Genomic DNA, 21,844 nt, shown 5'->3' with positions numbered 1-21,844 from the left:
TCCATGCCCGACCAGCACCTGCCCCACCAAGGCCACCAAGCCCACCCGACCCCGCCGACCTACTCGGCGCCCCCGACCCACCCGACCCACCCGACCCAGCAAGGTCAGCAAGGTCAGCAGGGTCAGCAGGGTCACCAGGGCCGGCAGCCCGTCCTGCACCTCCAGCAGCTCACCCGCGTCCACGGCAGCGGCGCCACCGAGGTGCACGCCCTGCGCGGCATCGACCTCGCCGTGCACCCCGGCGAACTCGTCGCCGTCATGGGCCCCTCCGGCTCCGGGAAGTCCACCCTGCTGACCCTCGCGGGCGGACTGGACACCCCCACCAGCGGCCGCGTGGTCGTGGAGGGCACCGACATCACCACGGCCGGCCGCAAGCAGCTCGCGGCCCTGCGCCGCCGCAGCATCGGCTACGTCTTCCAGGACTACAACCTGATCCCGGCGCTCACCGCCGCGGAGAACGTGGCCCTCCCCCTCGAGCTCGACGGCACCTCGGCCCGCCGCGCCCGAGCCGCCGCCCTGGCCGCGCTGGAGGAGATGAACCTGCCGCAGCTCGCCGACCGCTTCCCCGACGAGATGTCCGGCGGCCAGCAGCAACGCGTGGCCATCGCCCGCGCCCTGGTCGGCGACCGCCGCCTCGTCCTCGCCGACGAGCCCACCGGCGCCCTCGACTCCGAGACCGGCGAGTCCGTCCTCGGCCTGCTGCGGGCCCGCTGCGACGCGGGCGCCGCCGGCGTCCTCGTCACGCACGAACCGCGGTTCGCGGCCTGGGCCGACCGCGTGGTGTTCCTGCGCGACGGCAGCGTCGTCGACGAGACCGTGCGCAGCAACGCGGACTCCCTGCTCTCCGGGCGGGCCGCCCGGTGACGTCCTGGTACCACTCCTGGGTCGCGGCGGTCCGCATCGCCCGCCGCGACGCCTGGCGCTCCAAGGGCCGCAGCCTCCTGGTCCTCGCCATGATCGCCCTGCCCATCCTGGGCGTGAGCGCCACCGACGTGACGCTGCGCAGCGCCGACCTCTCCCCCGAGCAGAAGCTCTCCCGCGCCCTCGGCGCGGCCGACGCCCGGGTCGAGGGCACCGGCATGGGCGGAACGCCGATCCTGCAGGACGCGAAGGCCACGAACTGGGCGCCGGCCGGCGGCTACGAGGACGGCAAGGACTACCCCGAGGGCCCCACGAACATCCCCTCTGCGCTCCCGCCCGGGTCCACCGTCCTGAAGGACACCACGACCACCGCACGGATCCGCACCAGGTACGGCCTGCTCAGAGCCGACGTGCGCGAGCTCGACACCGCGAGCCCGCTGGCCGCCGGCCTGCTGACCCTCAACCGCGGCCGCTTCCCCGCCGGACCGGGCGAGATCGCCGCCACCGACCACCTGCTGGAGTCCGCCGGCCTGTACGTGGGCTCGAAGGTCGTCTTCCGCGGCATGGAGAACTCCCCGCTGCGCGTCGTCGGCGCGTACGAGCTCCCGAGCTCGCTGAAGGACGACCAGCTGCTCGGCGCCCCCGGCGCGGTCCTCCCGCGGCTCGACGGTGCGCTGAAGGCGACCGGCCTGCAGCCCCTGGACACGAACAGCAGTTACTTCGTGCGCACCGGCACCCCGGGGGGCTTCACCTGGGACATGGTGCAGAAGGCCAACGCCAAGGGCGCCCTGGTCCTGTCCCGACAGGTCTCGCTGCACCCGCCGGCCGACTCCGAGGTCCCGTACTACCGGCAGGAGCCGCGCCACGACTACGGCGACTCGGCCGCTGCGAACGCCGAGGCCCTGGCCGTCGCCGCGACCGTCGTGATGCTGGCCATGTTGGAGATCTGCCTGCTGGCCGGCCCCGCCTTCGCCGTCGGCGCCCGGCGCTCGCGCCGCCAGCTCGGCCTGGTGGGCGCCAACGGCGGCGACCGCCACCACATCCGCGCCATCGTGCTCTCCGGCGGCCTGGTCATCGGCGCCTCCGCCGCGGTCGTCGGCACCGCCTTGGGCCTGGTGCTCACGTGGGCCCTGCAGCCGGTACTGGAAGGCCAGTTGGGGAATCGTTTCGGCGGCTTCGAGGTGCGCCCGCTGGAGCTCCTGGGCATCGCCCTCCTCGCCGTCGTGACCGGCCTGCTGGCCGCGGTCGTCCCCGCCGTCACGGCCTCCCGCCAGACCGTGCTGGCCTCCCTGACCGGCCGCCGCGGCGTGCGCCGCGCCAACCGCGTGCTGCCCGTCGTCGGCCTGGTCGCCGTCGGCATCGGCGCCGCCGTGGCGCTGTACGGGTCCACCCAGGAGTCCGGCGGCTTCCTGATGGTCGGCGGTGGCAGCGCCGTCGCCGAGCTCGGCGTGGTCGCGCTGACCCCGACCCTGGTCGGTCTGTTCGGGCGGGCCGGGCGCTGGCTGCCGCTGTCACCGCGGCTCGCGCTGCGGGACGCGGTGCGCAACAGGGGGCGTACGGCTCCGGCCGTGGCCGCCGTCCTGGCCGCCGTGGCGGGCACCGTCGCCGTGGCCACGTACAGCGCCAGCACCGACGCCCAGCAGCGCGCGGAGTACGACGCCAAGGCCCCGTACCTGTCCGGCTGGGCCAGCGCCACGGACGCGGCCTCGCAGCGGGACCTGCCGGCCGTCCGCGCCGCCATGGCCCGGGAACTGCCCCTGGCCGTACGGACGGACGTCGAGCGGGTCTACGTCGGCAAGCCCAGCTGCGACCCGTGGAACGTCGGCGACGGCTGCGGACAGGTGCAGCTGTACACGCCCAAGGCGAACCGCTGCCCGCGCGACACCGTCCGGGACCTCGACAGCCTGCCGCCCGAGAAGCTGCGCGCCATGGCCTCCGACTGGCGCTGCAAGCCCCTCAGCAAGGTGTACGCCGAACTGGACGTCGTGGTCGGCGACGAGAAGCTGCTCACCGTGCTCGGCATCACCGACCCCGGCGCCGTCCGGGCCCTGCGCGACGGCGGGGCGGTCGCCTTCGGCAAGGCCAACGTGGCGAACGGCCGGATCAAGTTCACCGAGGTCGTCGACGAGAAGAAGGCCACCGCCGCCTCCGACCGGGGCGAGGACCCCCCGGGGCGCACCTCCACCGTCCCGGCCCACCTCACCACCTCCGACGGGTACGGCCTCCGGGCGATCCTGTCCCCGGCGGCGGCGAAGACCGCGGGCTTCAAGACCGTCGCGTACGCCACGTACTTCACGCTCGACCAGGAGCCGAAGCCCGAGCAGCGGCAGGCTCTGGACGCGGCCCTGGACCGCATCGGCACCGAGATCGTCGTGTACGTCGAGCGCGGGTACGAGAGCGAGACGGGCATCGAGACGCTCGCCCTCACCGTGTTCGCCGGCCTCGTCACGATCGGCGCGGCGGGCATCGCCACCGGCCTCGCCCAGGCGGACGCCGAGGCCGACCTCAAGACGCTGGCGGCGGTCGGCGCCGCCCCGCGGGTACGCCGCACCCTGAGCGGGTTCCAGTGCGGCGTGGTCGCGGCGATGGGCGTCCTGCTCGGGTCCGCGTCCGGGATCCTGCCGGCGGTGGGGCTGCGCTGGAGCCAGCAGCGGACCCAGGAGTCCTTCTACCAGCAGTCCGTCGCCGGCGGCTGGGGCGTCGCGGGCGAAGGGCCGGCGGAGCTGCCGGTGATCGTGCCCTGGCAGACGCTGGCGCTGCTGCTCGTGGCGGTCCCGGTGGGCGCGGCGCTGCTGGCGGCGCTGGTCACCCGCTCCTCGGGCGCGCTGGCCCGGCGGGCCGCGCAGTAGGGGGAATTCCCGGCTTCGTGCCCCCGTACAGGGTGGATCACCGCTGTACGGGGGCACACCGTCTGATGACGCAGGTGTGCGAGAGAATGGCGGCATGGAGATGCCGAGGAGTGAACGGTCGCAGGACAGCCCCCCGCATGTGCTGATCGTGGGCCAGGACGGGATGGCGGTCGGCGGCGCCCATGACGAGTCCCGCGAGGTGCCGGTGACGGAAATGGTGGAACAGCCCGCGAAGGTCATGCGCATCGGGAGCATGATCAAGCAGCTTCTTGAAGAAGTACGAGCGGCTCCTCTGGACGAGGCCAGCCGGGTGCGCCTGAAGGACATCCACGCCTCCTCGGTGAAGGAACTGGAGGACGGCCTCGCGCCGGAGCTGGTCGAGGAACTGGAGCGCCTGTCCCTCCCGTTCACCGACGAGGCCATCCCTTCCGAGGCGGAACTGCGCATCGCACAGGCGCAGTTGGTGGGCTGGCTGGAGGGCCTCTTCCACGGCATCCAGACCGCCCTGTTCGCGCAGCAGATGGCCGCGCGGGCCCAGCTGGAGCAGATGCGCCGCGCCCTCCCGCCCGGCGCCCCCACGGACGACGAACCCGGCCACGGCATCGCCTCGGGCCCGTACCTGTAACCCCCCTCGAACGCCGGCGAGGCTGGATGTGCGCATCCAGCCCGCGCGGCGTTTGAACGCACCCGGCGCGCAGCGCCAGGGTTTCCCGGGCGGAGCCCGGTGGGCGGCGTCCGTGGTCGCGAGCCACGGTTGCGGGAAGGGGCGGGGAGGGGACACCGCCCCGCAGGGCCCACCGGCCGAGGACGGCCCACCCGGGGCGCCCCGCCCGGCCCGAACCCGCCCCGCGTGCGGGGCGGGGTGAGCACCCCACCCCGCACGGAAGACGACCCCGCCATACTCGAGGGCATGACGTACGACGCCATCGTGTTGGCAGGCGGCGCCGCGCAACGCCTCGGCGGCGCCGACAAGCCCGGCCTGCCCGTCGGCGGCCGCCCCTTGGTCGACCGCGTACTGGACGCGTGCGCCGACGCGGCCACGACCGTGGTCGTCGGCGGCCGACGGGCCACGCCCCGCCCCGTCACGTGGGCCCGCGAGGACCCGCCCGGCGGCGGCCCCCTCGCAGCCCTGGAGGCCGGCCTCCGCCACGTCACGGCGGACCGGGTGCTCGTACTCTCCGCCGACCTCCCGTTCCTGGACCGCGCCACCGTCCGCACGCTGCTGGCCGGACTGGACGCCGCGCAGGCGTCCACCGACCGGGCCCACGAGCCCGCCGGCCCACATCCCCGGCCGCACCGCCCCGAAGCCGTCCTCGTGCGGGACCGTACCGGCCGGGACCAGCCACTGGTCGCGGCGTACGCCACCGAACCGCTGCGCCGCGAGCTCGCGCTGCTCGCCACCGAGTACGGATCCGTCACCGGCCTCCCGCTGCGCCTGCTCACCGCCGAGCTGGCGCTGGCCCGCGTCGACGGGGCCGACGCGGCCGCCTTCGACTGCGACACCTGGGAGGACCTCGCGGCGGCCCGCGCCCGGATCAGGGAGCATGGGAACGTGCTCGACGAATGGATCACCGCAGTCAAGACCGAACTCGGCATCGACGTCGCCGTCGACATCCCCGAGCTGCTGGACCTGGCCCGCGACGCCGCACACGGCGTGGCCCGCCCGGCCGCACCGCTGACCACCTTCCTGGTCGGGTACGCCGCCGCGCTCGCCGCGGCCGACGGCGCCGACCCGAAGGCGGCCCTGACCGAGGCCTGCCGCAAGGCCGCCGACCTCGCCACCCGCTGGGAGGCCGAGACCGGCCCGGCCGGCAGCCCGGCCGGCGGATGACCGCCGCCCCCGCGTCGCCGGAGGAGCGGGCCGTGTCGCCGGAGGAGAAGGCCGTCCAGGAGGCCCTCGCCCTCGTGAGCCGCCCCGGCCACGGCTCGCCCGCCGGCGGCACCCGCGGCACCCCCGGCCCGTCCGACGCCCCCCGCCCCGGGGCCGCCGCCCACGGCCGCGGTGCCGGACCCGGACCCGCCCCCGAGGAGGCACGGGCCCGCGCCGAGGGCGGCGACCCGAACCGGAGCCGGCACCAGAACCCGGACCGCGACCGAGCCCACCCCACGGCGGCACCGGAAGCGGAACCCCACGCCCACCGCGCCACCCCCTGGCCGAAGGCCCGCGCCACCGCCGTCCGCGCAGCCCGCACCACCACCCACACCACCGGACCGACCGGACCCGCGGCCCCCACCGGGACCGCCCCCGCCCGGGCCGTCCCCCTGGCCGAAGCCCTCGGCCGCGTCCTGGCCACCCCCCTCGACGCCCTCACCGACCTGCCCTCCTTCGACACCTCCGCCATGGACGGCTGGGCCGTGGCCGGCCCCGGCCCCTGGCGGGTCCGCGACACCGGCGCCGAGGGCGGCTCCGGGGTGCTGGCCGGCGCCGCCGCGCCCGCCCCGCTCGCGGACGGCGAGGCGGTCCGGATCGCCACCGGGGCCCGCATCCCCGCCGAGGCCACCGCCGTCATCCGCAGCGAGCACGCCCGCCACGACCCGGACAAGGCCCGGCTGTACGCCGACCGCGAGGTCGTCACCGGCCAGGACATCCGCCCCCGCGGCCAGGAGTGCCGCACCGGCGACCGGCTGCTGCCCGCCGGGGTGACCGTGAGCCCGGCCGTGCTGGGCCTGGCCGCGGCCGCCGGGTACGACGAGCTGGCGACCGTACCGAGGCCCACCGTCGAGGTCCTCGTCCTCGGCGACGAACTGCTGGCCGAGGGACGCCCGCACGACGGCCTCATCCGCGACGCCCTCGGCCCGATGCTCGGGCCCTGGCTGACCGCCCTCGGCGCCGAGGTGCTGGCCACCCGCCGCCTCGGGGACGACGCCGAGGCGCTGTACGCGGCCGTCACCGGCTCCGCCGCCGACGTGGTCGTGACGACCGGCGGGACCGCGTCCGGGCCCGTGGACCACGTCCACCCGGTGCTCGCCCGGGCCGGCGCCGAGCTGCTGGTCGACGGGGTCGCGGTGCGCCCCGGCCACCCCATGCTGCTGGCCGGGACCGCCCCGGGCCGGTTCCTCGTCGGACTGCCCGGCAACCCGCTGGCCGCCGTCTCCGGCCTGCTCACCCTCGCCGAGCCGCTGCTGCGCGCCCTGTCCGGCCGCGGACCCGCCGCGCGCTACGCGCTGCCCGTCCGGGACGACGTCCCCGGGCACCCGCACGACACCCGACTGGTGCCGGTGGCACTGCGCGCCGAGCACGCCGTACCGCTGCGGTACCACGGTCCGGCGATGCTGCGCGGGATCGCGGCGGCCGACGCGCTGGTCGTCGTACCGCCGTACGGTGCGGTGGCCGGTCAGGAGCTGGAGGTCCTCGAACTGCCCTGGGCTGCGGGTGGTTTCACGTGAAACTCCCCGGCCGGGACGCGATGGCGCGGGACGCCGACGAGAACCTGGTCACGCGACGGGTGAAACTGCCCAAGCGGGTGGTGGAACGGCCCCTGCGCCAGGTCGGCAAGCGGCTGCTGATGGCCCTCGGCGTCCTCGTCCTGACGGTGCTCATCGTCTGGCTCGACCGCGACGGCTACCACGACAACGCCGACGGCAGCGTCGACCTGCTCGACTCGATCTACTACGCCACCGTGACGCTGTCGACCACCGGGTACGGCGACATCGTCCCGCAGAGCGACTCGGCGCGGCTGACGAACGTCCTGCTCATCACCCCGCTGCGGGTGCTGTTCCTGATCATCCTGGTCGGCACCACCCTGGAGGTCCTCACCGAACGGACCCGGGAGGAGTGGCGACTGAACCGCTGGAGGGCCCAGGTGCGCGAGCACACCGTCGTCGTCGGATTCGGTACGAAGGGCCGCTCCGCGCTCCTGACCCTGCTGGCCACCGGCCTGCGCAAGGAGCAGGTGGTGATCGTCGACCCGAGTTCCAAGGTCGTCGAGGCGGCCAACGCGGAGGGTTTCGCGGGCGTGATCGGCGACGCGACGCGCAGCGACGTGCTGCTGCGGGCCGAGCTGCCGAAGGCCCGTCAGGTCATCGTGGCCACCCAGCGGGACGACACGGCGGTGCTGGTCACCCTGACGGCGCGGCAGCTCAACCGCGGCGCGAAGATCGTCGCGGCGGTGCGCGAGGAGGAGAACGCCCCGCTGCTGAAGCAGTCCGGCGCGGACGCCGTCATCACGAGCGCGAGCGCGGCCGGGCGGCTGCTGGGGCTCTCGGTGCTCAGCCCGAGCGCCGGGACCGTGATGGAGGACCTCATCCAGCAGGGCAGCGGACTGGACCTGGTCGAGCGGCCGGTGCGGAAGTCCGAGGTGGGCAGGACCGTGCGGGAGACCGACGACCTGGTGGTCAGCGTGCTGCGCGGGCACCGGTTGCTGGCGTACGACCACCCGAAGGCGAGCCCGCTGGAGCTGACGGACCGTCTCATCGTCATCGTCCGGGCGGCCCCGCCGGAGCCGGCGGCCCCGTAGCCGGCGACGGCGCGGCGCACGCCCCGGCCGGTGGGCGGCAGCGGACCGCGGCCCCGCGACCCGAGCCGGCCCTCCGGCAGAACGCCCCACGGCCTCGGGACCCGCTCGGCGGCCGGCCGGTAGCCTCGCGCCATGCGTGCGATCACGATTCCCCAGCCCGGCGGCCCCGAGGCCCTGGTGTGGGCCGAAGTCCCCGATCCCGTGCCCGCCGAGGGCGAGGTCCTCGTCGAGGTCGCGGCCAGTGCCGTGAACCGGGCCGACCTGCTCCAGCGGCAGGGCTTCTACAACCCGCCGCCGGGCTCGTCCCCGTACCCCGGTCTCGAATGCTCGGGCCGCATCGCGGCGTTGGGACCCGGGGTGTCCGGCTGGTCGGTGGGCGACGAGGTGTGCGCACTGCTGGTGGGCGGCGGGTACGCGGAGAAGGTCGCGGTGCCGGCCGGGCAGCTGCTCCCGGTGCCGGAGGGGGTCGACCTGGTGACGGCCGCCGCGCTGCCGGAGGTCGCGTGCACGGTGTGGTCCAACGTCTTCATGATCGCGCACCTGCGGCCGGGCGAGACGCTGCTGGTGCACGGCGGGGCGAGCGGCATCGGCACGATGGCCGTCCAGCTCGCGAAGGCGGTCGGGGCGAAGGTCGCGGTGACGGCCGGCAGCCCGGAGAAGCTGGCGCGCTGCGCCGAGCTGGGTGCGGACGTACTGATCGACTACCGGAAGCAGGACTTCGTCGAGGAGGTGCGGGCCGCGACCGGGGGTGCGGGGGCGGACGTGATCCTCGACATCATCGGGGCGAAGTACCTGGCGCGGAACGTGGACGCGCTGGCCGTGAACGGGCGGATGACGGTCATCGGGCTGCAGGGCGGGGCCAAGGCCGAGCTGAACCTGGGGGCGCTGCTGATGAAGCGGGCGGCGGTCGTGGGTACGACGCTGCGGGCCCGGCCGCTGGGTGAGAAGGCGGCGGTCGTCGCCGCCGTGCGCGAGCACGTCTGGCCGCTGGTCGAGGCGGGTCGGGTGCGGCCCGTCGTCGACCGCGCCCTTCCCCTCGCCGAGGCCGCCGAGGCGCACCGCCTCCTGGAGTCCGGCGAGCCGGTGGGCAAGCTCCTGCTGACGCGCTAGCCCCACCCTGCGGGGCGGTTCCCCCACCCTCCGCAGGCTTCGTCCGGGGGACCCCCGCTTCCCCCGTTTCCCCGGGGCTCCGCCCAGCCCCCTGGGGCTCCGCCCCAGACCCCGCGCCTCAATCGCCGGCGAGGCTGGAATCGACCCACCGAGTCCGCAACCGCGCCCACCGGCGGGAACGAAATCCAGCCCGCGCGGCGTTTGTGCGCACCCGGCGCGCAGCGCCGGGGTTCCCGGGCGGAGCCCGGTGGGCGGCGTCCGTGGTCGCACGCCACGGTTTCGGGAAGGGGTGGGAAGGGGGACATCGCCCCGCAGGGCCCACCGGCCCGCGGACGGGTCGGGGCGGGCACCACCGCGGAGGTGGGGCCGGGCCGGACGGACCGGAGGGGGAAGCGCGCCCCGCCGAGGCAGCGGCACGCCACGGCCCCGGGGCCGACGAGCGGCACCCGGGGCCGGGAAGGCGGACCGGCGGGCTACAGCGACCGCAGCAGGACCGCCGGGGACTCGACGCAGTCGGCGACGTAGCGGAGGAAGCCCCCCGCCGTACCGCCGTCGCAGACGCGGTGGTCGAACGTGAAGGACAGCTGGACCACCTGCCGGACGGCCAGCTCGCCGTCGTGCACCCACGGCTTGGGGATGATCCGCCCGACGCCCAGCATGGCCGCCTCGGGGTGGTTGATGATCGGCGTGGAGCCGTCGACCCCGAACACCCCGTAGTTGTTGAGCGTGAACGTCCCGCCCGTCAGGTCCGCCGGGCTGAGCCGACCGGCCCGGGCCACCTCGGTCAGCCGGGCGAACTCGGCCGTGAGCGCCTCGGGGTTCATACGGTCCGCGTCCCGGACGACCGGGACGACCAGGCCCCGCTCGGTCTGGGCGGCGAAGCCCAGGTGCACCGACGGCAGCCGGACGATCTCGTTCGAGGCCAGGTCCACGGTGGCGTTCAGCTCCGGGAACCGGGCCAGGGCCGCCGTGCAGATGCGGGCCAGCAGCGCCAGCACGGAGATCTTCGGGCCGCCGGCCGCGTTCATCGCCGCGCGGGCGGCCATGAGCTCGGTGGCGTCCGCGTCCACCCAGCAGGTGGCGTCGGGGATCTCGCGGCGGCTGCGGGACAGCTTGTCCGCGACCGCGCCGCGCAGGCCCTTGAGCGGGATCCGCTCGCCGGCGACGGAGGGGGCGGCGGCCGCCACCGGGGCGGCGACGGGCTCCGGGGCCGTGAGCGCGCGCAGGGCGGCCTCGACGTCGGCCCGCATGATCAGGCCCTCGGGCCCGCTGCCGGTGAGGCCGCGCAGGTCGATGCCGTTGTCCCTGGCGATCTTGCGCACGAGCGGGGAGATGACCGGCACGGGACCGCCCGCGCCACCCGCCGTCACCGCGGCCACCGCGGCCACGGCCGACGCGGCCGGAGCCACGCCGACCGGGGCCGGAGCGGGGACCGGCGCCGCAGCAGGAGCTGCGGCCGAACCACCCGAGCCACCCGGACCACTCGCACCGCCCGGCGCCGCCGGTCGCACGCGGCGGCGCCGCGCGGGCCGCGAGTGGTCCGTGCCGTACCCGACCAGGACGTTGCCCGAGCCGGTGCTCTCCTCGGCGGAATCCGCCGGGACCGTCGCCGTGCCGACCGCCACCGTCAGCAGCGGCGCGCCGACCGGGAGTTCCGTGCCCTCCTCGCCGAAGCGGGCCGTCACCACGCCCCCGTACGGGCACGGCACCTCGACCATCGCCTTGGCGGTCTCGACCTCGACCACGGGCTGGTCGATGGCGACCACGTCGCCCACCTGCACCAGCCAGCGGACGATCTCCGCCTCGGTGAGTCCCTCACCGAGGTCGGGCAGCTTGAACTCCAGTACCTGTGGCATCAGTTCTCCCACTGAAGGCGGGCCACCGTGTCGAGGATCCGGTCCACGCCCGGCAGATGGTGCTTCTCCAGCATCGGCGGCGGGTAGGGGATGTCGAATCCCGTCACCCGCAGCACCGGCGCCTCCAGGTAGTGGAAGCAGCGCTCCGTGACGCGCGCGACGATCTCGCCGCCCGGGCCGCCGAATCCGCTCGCCTCGTGGACCACGACCGCGCGGCCGGTCCGGCGCACGGAGGCGACCACCGTCTCCTCGTCGAACGGCACCAGCGAGCGGAGGTCCACGACCTCCAGGTCCCAGCCCTCCTCCTTGGCCGCCTCGGCGGCCTCCAGGCAGACGGGCAGCGACGGGCCGTACGTGATCAGCGTCGCGCTCGTGCCGGTGCGGCGGACCGCGGCCCGGCCGATCGGCTCCACGGCCGCGGGGGACTCCGGCGTCCAGTCGGACTTCGACCAGTACAGCCGCTTGGGCTCCAGGAAGACCACCGGGTCGTCCGAGGCGATCGAGGCCCGCAGCAGCCCGTACGCGTCCTCGACGGTCGCCGGGGTCACGACGTGCAGGCCCGGGGTCGCCACGTAGTACGCCTCGGAGGAGTCGCAGTGGTGCTCGACGCCGCCGATGCCGCCGCCGTAGGGCACGCGGATGGTGATCGGCAGGGGCATCGCGCCGCGGGTGCGGTTGCGCATCTTCGCGACGTGGCTGAGGAGCTGCTCGAACGCGGGGTAGGCGAAGGCGTCGAACTGCATCTCGACCACCGGCCGCAGCCCGTACATCGCCATGCCCACGGCCGCGCCGAGGATGCCGGCCTCGGCCAGCGGGGTGTCGGTGACGCGGTCCTCGCCGAACTCCTTGGCGAGCCCGTCGGTGATGCGGAAGACACCGCCGAGGGTGCCGACGTCCTCGCCCATCACGTGGACGGTCGGGTCTTCGGCCATCGCGTCGCGCATCGCGCGCGTGAGGGCCTGCGCCATGGTGGCGGGCTTGCGGCCGGCCGGGGCGGCGGCGCGGTCGCGGGCGGCGGTGGTCACGAGGCGGCCTCCGCGTCGAGCTCCGCGCGCAGCTGGGCGGCCTGGGCCTTCAGCTGGTCGGTCTGCTCGGCGTACACGTGGGTGAACAGGTCCATGGGGTCGAGCACCGGGTCGGCGTTCATGCGCTCGCGCAGGGCGGCGGCCATGGTCTCGGCCTCCTCCTTGGCGGACTCGACGGTCTTGTCGTCGAGCAGGCCGCGGGCGGTCAGCTCGCGCTCCAGCAGCAGGATCGGGTCGTGGTCGCGCCAGGCGTCGACCTCGGCGTCACCGCGGTAGCGGGTGGCGTCGTCGGCGTTGGTGTGGGCTTCCATGCGGTAGGTGACCGCCTCGATGAGGGTGGGGCCGCCGCCCGTGCGGGCCCGGTCCATCGCCTCGGAGAGCACCTCGTGCACGGCCGCGATGTCGTTGCCGTCGACCAGGCGGCCCGGCATGCCGTACCCGACGGCCTTGTGGGCCAGGGAGGGCGCGGCGGTCTGCTTGGCCAGCGGGACGGAGATGGCGAAGCCGTTGTTCTGCACCAGGAAGACCACCGGGGCCTGCCAGACGGCCGCGAAGTTCAGCGCCTCGTGGAAGTCGCCCTCGCTCGTGCCGCCGTCGCCCACCAGGGCGAGGGCGACCACGTCGTCGCCCTTGAGGCGGGCGGCGTGGGCCAGGCCCACCGCGTGCGGCAGCTGGGTGGCGAGCGGGGTGCACAGCGGGGCTATGCGGTGCTCGTGCGGGTCGTAGCCGGTGTGCCAGTCGCCGCGCAGCAGGGTCAGGGCCTGGACGGGGTCGAGCCCGCGGGCCACGGCCGCCAGGGTGTCGCGGTAGCTGGGGAAGAGCCAGTCCTGCTCCTGCAGCACCAGGGCCGCGGCGATCTCGCACGCCTCCTGGCCGACGGTGGAGGGGTACACGGCCAGCCGGCCCTGCTTCGTCAGCGCCGTGGCCTGGGCGTTGTACCGGCGGCCGCGGACGAGCTCGCGGTAGCAGCGGTGCATCAGCTCGGGGTCGAGCCGGTCGGCGGCGGGGGTGCCGAGCACGCGGTGGGGCTCGGCGTCCGGCAGCAGCGGGGCGGCGTCGGTACGCGGCCTCCAGGCGGGCGGCGGGGTGGGCTGGTAGGACGCACCCGGCAGCTCTTGGACCGTCATGGCGGCGTGCACCTCCTCGTGGGAAGCGGGCTGGGCGACCCAGCGGTGGCTGGGGGCAGGGGGCAGCCCCGGTGTGAGGTGCCTCACCAACCGATTGTTCGGTTGTTGGCGCAATTTGGCTACAGGCCGCTCGAGGCTGTGGACAAAAGGACGGACACGGCCTGGGATAGGCGCAGGACGTCCAGAAGAGGGGAGCCGCAGCCCATGGCGGATGAACAAATGGCCGACCCGGTCGCGGAGGGGCCCGAGGCCCCGCTTCCGGTGCCGGCCCCGGAGGCCCCGGCTCCCGCGACTCCGCCCCGCCCCCTGGACGCCATCGACCGGGCGATCCTGCAGATCCTCCAGACGGACGGCCGGGCCTCCATACGCTCGGTCGCCGAACGGGTGCACGTCTCGCGCGCCAACGCTTACGCGCGCATCAACCGGCTGATCGACGACGGGGTGATCCGGGGGTTCGCGGCCCGGGTCAACCACGAGCGGGCCGGCCAGGGCGCCTCCGCGTACATCACGCTGCGGATCGTGCAGAACTCCTGGCGGACCGTGCGCGAGCAGCTCCAGCAGTTGCCGGGGGCCGTGCACATCGCGCTGGTCAGCGGCGATTTCGACGTCCTGCTGCTGGTGCACACGCCGGACAACCGGACGCTGCGGGAGCTGGTGCTGACCCGGCTGCAGGCCATTCCGGAGGTGCTGTCGACGCGGACGCTGCTGGTGTTCGAGGAGACCGACCTGGACCCGTTCACGGGGGCCTGAGGGGGCCTCCCGGGTCCGGGGGCGGTCCCGGCCGGACCCCGGCGCCCGGGCGCGCCCCGCAGGGCCGCGCAGGGCCTCGAAGGCCCTCGCCGGGCCTTGCTGGGCCGCGCAGGGCCTCGGGGCGGTCCGGCCTCAGGTGCCGCCCAGCCCGTCCTCCTGCACCCGCCGGGCCAGGTCGATCTTGGTGTAGGTGGGCCGCCCGGCCAGCTGGTACTTCTCCTTGACCCGGTCGAGGTAGTACTTCGCCGTGTGCGGTGTGACCCCCGCCCGCCGCGCGGTCGCCTTCAGCGTCAGCCCGGAGGCGTAGTCCAGCAGCACCTGGAGCTCGCGCGGGGCCAGCCGGGGCCGCTCCGGCGCGGTGTCGTGCGCCCACGCGAAGGCCAGCTCCACGCTGTGCGCCGTACCGCCCCCGGCCACCGTCTCGACGGCCCCGACCAGGTCCTCCAGCGGGTGGTCCTTGGTGAGGTACCCGTCCGCCCCGGCCGCGACGGCCGCGACGATCCGGGAACGGTCGGCGACGGTGCTGATGACCAGCACGCGGGCGCCCGCCGCGCGCAGCCGCCGCACGTTGTCCGGCGGCTCCGAGCCGTCCTTGAGGACCAGGTCCAGCAGGACGACGTCGGGCAGCCGGCCGCCGGGAAGGCCGCCGGCGAGCAGCTCCCCCACCGTCGGCACCGCGGCCAGCAGCGCGAGCCGGTCCGACCCGGCCAGCCAGGACCGCAGCCCCTCGCGCAGCATCCGGTCGTCGTCCACCACGGCCACCGTGATCACCCCGGCCACCTCAGCTCGATCCGCGTGCCCTCGCCGGGTGCGCTGTCCACGTCCGCCGCTCCGCCCACGGCCGCCATCCGGGCCCGCACCGACCGGCGCAGCCCCGTCCCGCCCACGGCGCCCGCGCCGCCGACCGGCACCCGCTCCGGGTCGAAGCCCACCCCCCGGTCCACCACGGTGACCACCACCCCGGTGCCGTCGCCCACCGCGGTCAGCCAGGCGCGGCCGGTGCCGGCGTGGGTCCGTACGTTGTTGAGCGCCTCGGCCGCCGCCGAGGCGAGCGCGGTGGCCACCGGCCCCGGTACCGCCGGCAGCCCGTGGTACTGCGCGCTGACCGCCAGGCCCAGGCACTCGGCCGAGCGCACCGCCTCCTCCAGCGCCCGCCCCATCGGCACCTCGGACGGCGGCCCCGGCTCCTCCCCCTGGTCCTCGCGCTGGATCAGCCTCCGCAGGTACGCCGCCTCGCGCGCGCACCGCTCGCGCACCTGGGGGGCGTTGGCGTCCACCCCGCCCGCCGCGATGGCCGTCAGCGTGGCCAGGACGGTGTCGTGCAGGGCCCGGTGGTGGGCCATCCGCTCGGCCTGCCGGGCCCGCCGGGCCTCGGCCGTCACGGCCCGCTCCTTGGCCTCGTCGAGCATCGTGCCCTGGCGCTTGAGGTACCACCAGAAGACCGCGGTCATGACGGCCGAGGACACCACCGAGATGAGGTGGCCGACGAGTTCGCCCGAGACGTGTCCGCGGGCGGTCGCGTGCCCGACCACCACGGCCACCACCGCCAGCGCGCCCGCGCGCGGCCGCAGCCCCGCCCCGGCGGCGGCCGTGGCCGAGCCGCCCAGCAGCATCAGCCAGCCCTTGGGGGCCACCGCCTCGTCCCCGAGCAGCGCGGCCCCGACGAAGGGCAGGGCGCAGCCGGTCACGAGGACGTCGGCCCAGATCCAGCGCGCGTCGAACCAACCGCGCGCGTAGGCCGTCCCGTACAGCAGGAGGGTCAGCACCAGCGCGGTGCCCAGCACCGTCCAGGGCGCGGACCCGAGGGTGGTGCCGGGGGCCCGGCGGGCCACCGCGGCGACGCCGACGGCGAGGTGGCTGGCCCGGTAGAGGGCGGTGGCAAGAAGCAGGAAGCGCTGTGCGCGCTGCAGACCCGAGCCGACACCACTCACCACAGCCTCCGCCGTGAACACACCCCCCTGAAAGGGCGGGTACCGCAAGGCCAGTGGATCTCGGTAACTTCACGAACGTCAAGAACGTGACCAGACAGCCACTTTCGGATGTTTCCAGTCAGGGGGAGACATGGCGCCGACCACGCGGACGACCGCGGCCCGGCGCACCGGACCGGACGGGCGGCTGCGGCGAGCCTCTTGAGCCGCCCGTCCCAAATCGGGGGAATGGACCGCACCGGGGTACCCCGTCCCCGGTGCGGTCCTTGGCTTTCGTCCGGGTACGTCCCGGCATCCGCCCGGGACGTACCCGATGTGTGCCGGGTGCGTCCCGGCACCTATATGGACGGCGTCCGCAGCCCGTCGAAGGCCAGGTGCACCACCGCGTCGGCCACCTGCTGGGGGTCCGCCCCGCCGCCCGGGTGCGGCCGGTACCACTCCACCAGGGAGTTGACCATGCCGAAGAGCAGCCGGGTCGCCAGCCGGATGTCCACGTCGGCGCGCAGGTCGCCCTCGGCCTGGGCCGCCTTGAGCAGGTCCGCGACCCGGTGGTCGAACTCGCGCCGGCGCTCCAGCGCCCACCGCTCGGTGCGCGTGTTGCCGCGCACCCGCAGCAGCAGCGTGACGTACGGGAGTTCGCCGACCAGCACCTCCACGGTGCGCCGGGTGACGTACTCGACCCGCTCGATGGCCCGGCCGCGCAGCGCGCCCGGCTCGTCGAGGATCCCGAAGAGCCCGTCCAGGGCGCGGCTGACGGCCCGGCTGAGCAGCTCCTCCTTGCCCGCGACGTGGTGGTAGATCGAGGACTTGGAGATCCCGGCGGCCTTGGACAGGTGCTCCATCGACGTGCCGTCGTAGCCGCGCTCGTTGAAGACCTGCACGGCCACCGAGAGCAGCGTCTCGGGCGTGTACGTGTCCCGCCTGGCGGTGGTCATGCGTCCGCCTCCGCGCCGGAGCCGTCCGCCGCCCCGTCGCCGTCCTCGGCGTGGGCCGCGCCCGGGTCCGCGTACGAGGCCTTGAACAGCGCCAGCGAGGGGGCGTAGCGGCCGCCCGGGCAGCGCTCGTCGAGGTTGTGCAGCAGCTCGTACGCCCAGTCCTGGCCCAGGGTCTCGTGCCACTGCCAGGGGCCCATGGGGTAGTTGACGCCCTTGCGCATGGCGGTGTCGACGTCCTCCGCGGTCGCCGCGCCGCGCTCGACCGCGTCGGCCGCGAGGTCGATCAGCATCGCGACCGTGCGGGCCACGATCATGCCCGGGACGTCCCCGATGACGCTGACCTGCTTGCCGAGCTTCTGGAAGAGGCCGACGGCCGCGGCGAGGGTCTCCGGCGAGGTGTCCGGGGAGGCGGAGAGGGCGACGCGGGTGGCCGCCGCGTAGTCGAGGGCCAGGTCGAAGTAGACGACGTCGGCGAACTCGACCGAGGTCTTGCCGTCGGCGAGGACCAGCTGGCCCTCGCCGGGCAGCTGGATGTACGGGCCGCCGGTCTCGGCGGACTCGACCTCGATGCCGGCCTCCGCCATGAGGTCGACCAGCCCGGCGGCGGGCCCGAGGTCGCCCACCACGGTCACGGCCGCGGGGGCCTCCTCGGGGCCGGCCGTGTGCGGTTGCGGGGCGGCGGCGCCGTCCTCGTACGAGAACCAGCCCTGCCCGGACTTGCGGCCCAGCCGTCCCGACTGGACCAGCCGGCGCTGGGCCAGCGAGGGCAGGAACTTCGGGCTGCGGAAGAAGGACTCCCACACCGACCGGGTCACGGCCTCGTTGACGTCCTGGCCGATCAGGTCGGTCAGCTCGAACGGGCCCATCTTGAAGCCGCCGCTCTCGCGCAGCACCGCGTCGATGGTGGCGGGGTCGGCGCCCCGCTCCTCGTACACGGCGAAGGCCTCGGCGTAGAAGGGCCGGGCGAGGCGGTTGACGATGAAGCCCGGGGTGTCTGCGCACCGCACGGGGGTCTTCCCCCAGGCCAGGGCCGTGTCGTGGACCCGCTGCGCCACCGCCGGGTCGGTCGCGAAGCCGCTGACCACCTCGACCAACGGCAGCAGCGGCGCCGGGTTGAAGAAGTGCAGTCCGAGGAAGCGGCCGGGCTGCTTGAGCACCGCCGCGATCTCGGTGACGGACAGGGAGGAGGTGTTCGTCGCCAGCACGCAGTCCGGGGCCACCACTCCTTCGAGCGCGGCGAACAGCTCGCGCTTGACGGCGGTGTCCTCCAGGATCGCCTCGATCACGAGGCCGGCCCCGGCCAGCTCCGCGAGCTCCGCCGCGGCGCCGATCCGGCCGATCGCGGCGTCCGCGTCGGCCCGGTCCAGCCGGCCCTTGGCGACCAGGCGCTCGACCCGGTCCGCCACGGCGGCCGCGGCCTCGCCCGCCCGACCGGGCAGGGCGTCGTACAGCAGCACGGGGTGACCTGCGAGAAGTGCGACCTGGGCGATGCCCTGGCCCATGGTTCCGGTGCCGACCACCGCCACCGCGCGGGACCGTTCGATACCTGTCATGACCCCGATCCTCCCGCATGCACCGCGGCCCAACGGCCCCGGGCCTCGTCCCGCCGGGGCCCCCGACGTGTTCGCGCCGGATGGCTCCGGCCCTCTTGTCCCGACCGATCGTTCGGTTACTCTAGCTCCAGTCTGCTCTTCTCCACCTGCCTGCGCGCGATCCGCCGGCCCCTCGCCCGGCCGCGATCCGCCGGCGTACCGCCCGGCTCAACGAGGAGTTGGTCCCTGATGACCGCCGACCTGTCCGCCAACCTGACCGTCGCGTCGCTCTCCGAGAAGCACCGGCCCGTCCTGGACCAGGCGCTGGAGGCCATCCGCACCCGCGCCTACTGGTCCCCGCACCCGGAGCACCCCAAGGCGTACGGCGAGACCGCGCCGGCCGACGGCCAGGCGGCCTTCGAGGCGCTGCGCGGCACCCGGTTCGACCTGGACCAGCCCGGTACGGACGGCTGGGCCGGCGCCGAGGTCTCCCCGTACGGCATCGAGCTCGGCGTGGAGTACCCGCACGTGGACGCGGACGTCCTGCTGCCCGCCATGAAGGCCGGCATGGCCGCCTGGCGCGACGCCGGTCCCGAGACCCGCGCCCTGGTCTCCATCGAGATCCTGTCCCGCATCTCCGCGCGCACCCACGAGTTCGCGCACGCGGTCATGCACACCAGCGGCCAGGCGTTCATGATGGCCTTCCAGGCCGGCGGCCCGCACGCGCAGGACCGCGGCCTGGAGGCGGTGGCGTACGCGTACGAGGAGCAGACTCGCGTCCCGGGCGCCGCCGGCTGGTCCAAGCCGCAGGGCAAGCGCGACCCGCTGAACCTCGACAAGACCTTCACCGCCGTGCCGCGCGGCGTCGCGCTGATGATCGGCTGCAACACCTTCCCGACCTGGAACGGCTACCCCGGCCTGTTCGCCTCCCTCGCCACCGGCAACGCGGTGCTGGTCAAGCCGCACCCGCGCGCCGTGCTGCCGCTCGCGCTCACCGTCCAGGTGGCCCGCGAGGTGCTCGCCGAGGCCGGCTTCGACCCGAACCTGGTCGCGCTGGCCGTCGAGCGTCCGGGCGAGGGCATCGCCAAGGAGCTCGCCGTCCGCCCCGAGATCCGGATCATCGACTACACCGGCTCGACCTCCTTCGGCGACTGGCTGGAGGCCAACGCCCGCCAGGCGCAGGTCTACACGGAGAAGGCCGGCGTCAACACCGTCGTCATCGACTCCACCGACGACTACAAGGGGATGCTCTCCAACCTGGCGTTCTCGCTGTCCCTCTACAGCGGCCAGATGTGCACCACCCCGCAGAACTTCCTGATCCCGCGCGACGGCATCGCCACGGACCTCGGACCGAAGTCGTACGACGAGGTCGTCGCGGACCTCGCGAAGTCCGTGGACGGCCTCCTGGGCGACGACGCCCGGGCGAACGCGCTGCTGGGCGCCCTGGTCAACCCCGACGTCAAGGCCCGTCTGGAGGCCGCGGCCGGACTGGGCGAGGTCGCCCTGGCCTCGCGGGAGATCGCCAACCCCGAGTTCCCGGGGGCGGTCGTGCGCACGCCGGTGATGGTCAAGCTCGACGCCGCCAAGCCGGACCCGGAGGCGGCCTACCTGTCCGAGTGCTTCGGCCCGGTCTCGTTCGCCGTGGCGGTCGACTCGACGGCGGACGCGCTCGACCTGCTCCGCCGCACGGTCCGCGAGAAGGGCGCCATGACGGTCGGCGCGTACACGACCTCGGCGGACACCGAGCGGGCCGTGGAGGAGGTCTGCCTGGAGGAGTCGGCGCAGCTGTCGCTGAACCTGACCGGCGGCGTCTACGTGAACCAGACCGCGGCCTTCTCCGACTTCCACGGCTCGGGCGGCAACCCGGCCGCGAACGCCGCCCTGTGCGACGGCGCCTTCGTCGCGAACCGCTTCCGGATGGTCGAGGTCCGCCGCCAGGCCTGACCCCTGCGCACGGCTACGGGAGGTCCGACCCCAGCGGGGCCGGGCCTCCCCAGTGGAACAGCGCCATCGCGACGCTCGTCGCGAGGTTGTAGCTGGACACCTGCGGCCTCATCGGCAGGGACACCAGGTGGTCGGCGCGTTCGCGCAGCTCCGGCGAGATGCCGTGGCGCTCCGACCCGAACGCGAGCAGCGCGTCGTCCGGGAGGGCGTGGGCGCGGATGTCGTCGCCCTCGGGGTCGAGGGCGTACAGCGGGCCGGGCGGCAGCTCGGCGAGCGTGACGCGCTCGACGGCGGTGGCGTAGTGGAGCCCGGCGCCGGCGCGGACGACGTTGGGGTGCCAGGGGTCGAGGTCGCCGGTGGTGACGACGCCGGTCGCGCCGAAGCCGGCGGCGAGCCGTACGACGGCCCCGACGTTGCCCAGGTTGCGCGGATTGTCGAGCACGACCACGGGCGCGGTCCTGGGAGCGACCCCCAGCACCCGCAGGTTCGCCTCCCGCTCCGGCCGGGTGGCCAGTGCCGCCACGCCCGTCGGGTGCACCCGCAGCAGCAGCTCGTGCAGCACCTGCGTGGGCACCTCGCGGACCACCGCCGCGACGGCGTCGGTGACGTCCGGTGCCAGGCTCCGCGCGAGCGCGAGCACGGCCGCGCGGTCGTCGGCGATCCCGATGCGGACGTCGGCGCCGAAGCGCAGGGCGTGCTTGAGGGCGTGGAACCCGTCGAGCAGCACGGCCGCGTCGGCCGTCGACCGCCAGTCCAGCACCGCTTCGGCCAGCTCGGCGCCGCCCGGGCCGCCGCCGCGCCCCTGCCGGCGCTCTCCGCTCTCCTCGCTCATGCCCTCACCCTATGGCTCCGCCCCGCCCCTCCCGGGCCACCACGGGTTCCGCGCGGTGTCGGCGGCGGCTCGGTCCCGTGCGCGTGCGGTGCGGGTGCGTCCGTCGGTCCGTCCGGTCGGCCGAGCGCCGTCCCGCCGGTGCGGGCCGTCGCCCTGCGGGGCAGTTCCCCCACCCCGCCCTTTCACCGTTTCCCGAGGCTCCGCCCCGGCCCCCCGACCGGCGCTCCGCACCGGTCCGCCTCAAACGCCGGCGGGGCTGGATGGATCCCGCCGCCGTCGACTCCAGCCCCGCCGACGTTCGAGGCACGGGGTCCGGGGCGGAATCCCAGGCCACCTCCAGCCCCCGACCCTTGAAGCGCAGGGCCCGGGGCGAAACCCCAGGTCGACTCCGGCCCCGCCGACGTTCGAGGCGCAGGATCCGGGGCCGAAACCCAGACCACCTCCAGCCCCCCGACGCTTGAGGCTCAGAGCCCGGGGCGGAAACCCAGACCACCTCCAGCCCCCGACCCTTGAAGCGCAGGGCCCGGGGCGGAAACCCAGGCCACCTCCAGCCCCCCGACGCTTGAGGCTCAGAGCCCGGGGCGGAAACCCAGACCACCTCCAGCCCCCGACCCTTGAAGCGCAGGGCCCGGGGCGAA

Annotated in this window: 17 protein-coding genes; 9 read left to right on the top strand and 8 right to left on the bottom strand. The window is 75.1% G+C overall.

The window, feature by feature from the left end:
• The first annotated feature begins 3 nt into the window (after window positions 1–3).
• The 7 genes from ACIQCH_RS05560 (at window position 4) to ACIQCH_RS05530 (ending at window position 9,277) form a co-directional block, all read left to right on the top strand.
• Window positions 4–864 carry an ABC transporter ATP-binding protein gene (locus ACIQCH_RS05560; RefSeq protein WP_402578195.1) on the top strand — a complete coding sequence of 287 codons (861 nt, stop codon included), beginning with the start codon at window positions 4–6 and terminating at the stop codon, window positions 862–864.
• A complete protein-coding gene (locus tag ACIQCH_RS05555; RefSeq protein WP_402578193.1) occupies window positions 861–3,710 on the top strand; it encodes an FtsX-like permease family protein in 2,850 nt (949 codons plus the stop codon). Before ACIQCH_RS05560 ends, ACIQCH_RS05555 begins: the two co-directional genes overlap by 4 nt.
• A 94-nt stretch (window positions 3,711–3,804) precedes the next feature.
• Window positions 3,805–4,335 (top strand): bacterial proteasome activator family protein, encoded by a 531-nt coding sequence (locus ACIQCH_RS05550; protein ID WP_402578191.1) that lies wholly within the window; start codon window positions 3,805–3,807, stop codon window positions 4,333–4,335.
• A 285-nt stretch (window positions 4,336–4,620) separates the two neighbouring features.
• Window positions 4,621–5,541: an NTP transferase domain-containing protein gene (locus tag ACIQCH_RS05545; RefSeq protein WP_402578189.1), complete on the top strand. Its 921-nt coding sequence runs from the start codon at window positions 4,621–4,623 to the stop codon at window positions 5,539–5,541.
• The gene (locus ACIQCH_RS05540; protein WP_402578187.1) at window positions 5,538–7,097 is read left to right on the top strand and encodes a molybdopterin molybdotransferase MoeA; all 1,560 of its coding nucleotides are present in this window, start codon (window positions 5,538–5,540) and stop codon (window positions 7,095–7,097) included. Before ACIQCH_RS05545 ends, ACIQCH_RS05540 begins: the two co-directional genes overlap by 4 nt.
• A gap of 20 nt (window positions 7,098–7,117) precedes the next feature.
• Complete coding sequence (locus ACIQCH_RS05535) at window positions 7,118–8,167, top strand: potassium channel family protein (protein WP_402578299.1); 1,050 nt, start codon at window positions 7,118–7,120, stop codon at window positions 8,165–8,167.
• A 132-nt stretch (window positions 8,168–8,299) separates the two neighbouring features.
• The gene (locus ACIQCH_RS05530; protein ID WP_402578185.1) at window positions 8,300–9,277 is read left to right on the top strand and encodes an NAD(P)H-quinone oxidoreductase; all 978 of its coding nucleotides are present in this window, start codon (window positions 8,300–8,302) and stop codon (window positions 9,275–9,277) included.
• A gap of 473 nt (window positions 9,278–9,750) precedes the next feature.
• On the opposite strand, the gene ACIQCH_RS05525 is transcribed toward ACIQCH_RS05530, so the two are convergent.
• From ACIQCH_RS05525 to pdhA, 3 genes are read right to left on the bottom strand one after another with little or no spacing between them, the layout of a single operon-like run.
• Window positions 9,751–11,133, bottom strand: coding sequence for a dihydrolipoamide acetyltransferase family protein (locus tag ACIQCH_RS05525; RefSeq protein WP_402578183.1), 1,383 nt, complete (start codon window positions 11,131–11,133; stop codon window positions 9,751–9,753).
• Window positions 11,133–12,101, bottom strand: coding sequence for an alpha-ketoacid dehydrogenase subunit beta (locus ACIQCH_RS05520; RefSeq protein ID WP_402578297.1), 969 nt, complete (start codon window positions 12,099–12,101; stop codon window positions 11,133–11,135). Before ACIQCH_RS05520 ends, ACIQCH_RS05525 begins: the two co-directional genes overlap by 1 nt.
• Window positions 12,102–12,154: 53 nt before the next feature.
• Window positions 12,155–13,285, bottom strand: a complete 1,131-nt coding sequence (gene pdhA, locus ACIQCH_RS05515; RefSeq protein WP_402578295.1) for a pyruvate dehydrogenase (acetyl-transferring) E1 component subunit alpha — start codon at window positions 13,283–13,285, stop codon at window positions 12,155–12,157.
• A gap of 204 nt (window positions 13,286–13,489) precedes the next feature.
• Here pdhA and ACIQCH_RS05510 point away from each other — a divergent pair, with 204 nt between their 5' ends.
• Window positions 13,490–14,035: an Lrp/AsnC family transcriptional regulator gene (locus ACIQCH_RS05510; RefSeq protein WP_402578181.1), complete on the top strand. Its 546-nt coding sequence runs from the start codon at window positions 13,490–13,492 to the stop codon at window positions 14,033–14,035.
• A gap of 132 nt (window positions 14,036–14,167) precedes the next feature.
• Here ACIQCH_RS05510 and ACIQCH_RS05505 read toward each other — a convergent pair whose 3' ends face one another.
• From ACIQCH_RS05505 to ACIQCH_RS05490, 4 genes are all read right to left on the bottom strand, one after another.
• Window positions 14,168–14,806, bottom strand: a complete 639-nt coding sequence (locus ACIQCH_RS05505; protein ID WP_402578179.1) for a response regulator transcription factor — start codon at window positions 14,804–14,806, stop codon at window positions 14,168–14,170.
• Window positions 14,803–15,966 carry an ATP-binding protein gene (locus ACIQCH_RS05500; RefSeq protein ID WP_402578177.1) on the bottom strand — a complete coding sequence of 388 codons (1,164 nt, stop codon included), beginning with the start codon at window positions 15,964–15,966 and terminating at the stop codon, window positions 14,803–14,805. Before ACIQCH_RS05500 ends, ACIQCH_RS05505 begins: the two co-directional genes overlap by 4 nt.
• A gap of 335 nt (window positions 15,967–16,301) precedes the next feature.
• Window positions 16,302–16,898: a TetR/AcrR family transcriptional regulator gene (locus ACIQCH_RS05495; RefSeq protein ID WP_402578175.1), complete on the bottom strand. Its 597-nt coding sequence runs from the start codon at window positions 16,896–16,898 to the stop codon at window positions 16,302–16,304.
• Window positions 16,895–18,451 (bottom strand): 3-hydroxyacyl-CoA dehydrogenase, encoded by a 1,557-nt coding sequence (locus ACIQCH_RS05490; RefSeq protein WP_402578173.1) that lies wholly within the window; start codon window positions 18,449–18,451, stop codon window positions 16,895–16,897. The genes ACIQCH_RS05495 and ACIQCH_RS05490 overlap by 4 nt, the downstream gene beginning before the upstream one ends.
• Window positions 18,452–18,691: 240 nt before the next feature.
• Between ACIQCH_RS05490 and paaN the strand changes: the two genes are divergently transcribed.
• On the top strand, window positions 18,692–20,374 hold the full coding sequence (paaN, locus tag ACIQCH_RS05485; protein ID WP_402578294.1) for a phenylacetic acid degradation protein PaaN: 1,683 nt from the start codon (window positions 18,692–18,694) through the stop codon (window positions 20,372–20,374).
• A 13-nt stretch (window positions 20,375–20,387) separates the two neighbouring features.
• Here the strand turns inward: paaN and ACIQCH_RS05480 are convergent, their stop codons facing one another.
• On the bottom strand, window positions 20,388–21,206 hold the full coding sequence (locus tag ACIQCH_RS05480) for a TrmH family RNA methyltransferase (protein ID WP_402578171.1): 819 nt from the start codon (window positions 21,204–21,206) through the stop codon (window positions 20,388–20,390).
• Window positions 21,207–21,844 lie beyond the last annotated feature (638 nt).

Source organism: Streptomyces sp. NPDC093225, assembly GCF_044753805.1.
Classification (GTDB): domain Bacteria; phylum Actinomycetota; class Actinomycetes; order Streptomycetales; family Streptomycetaceae; genus Streptomyces.
Note: the sequence above shows the minus strand (reverse complement) of the source record. Positions and strands in the feature narration are given on the sequence as shown.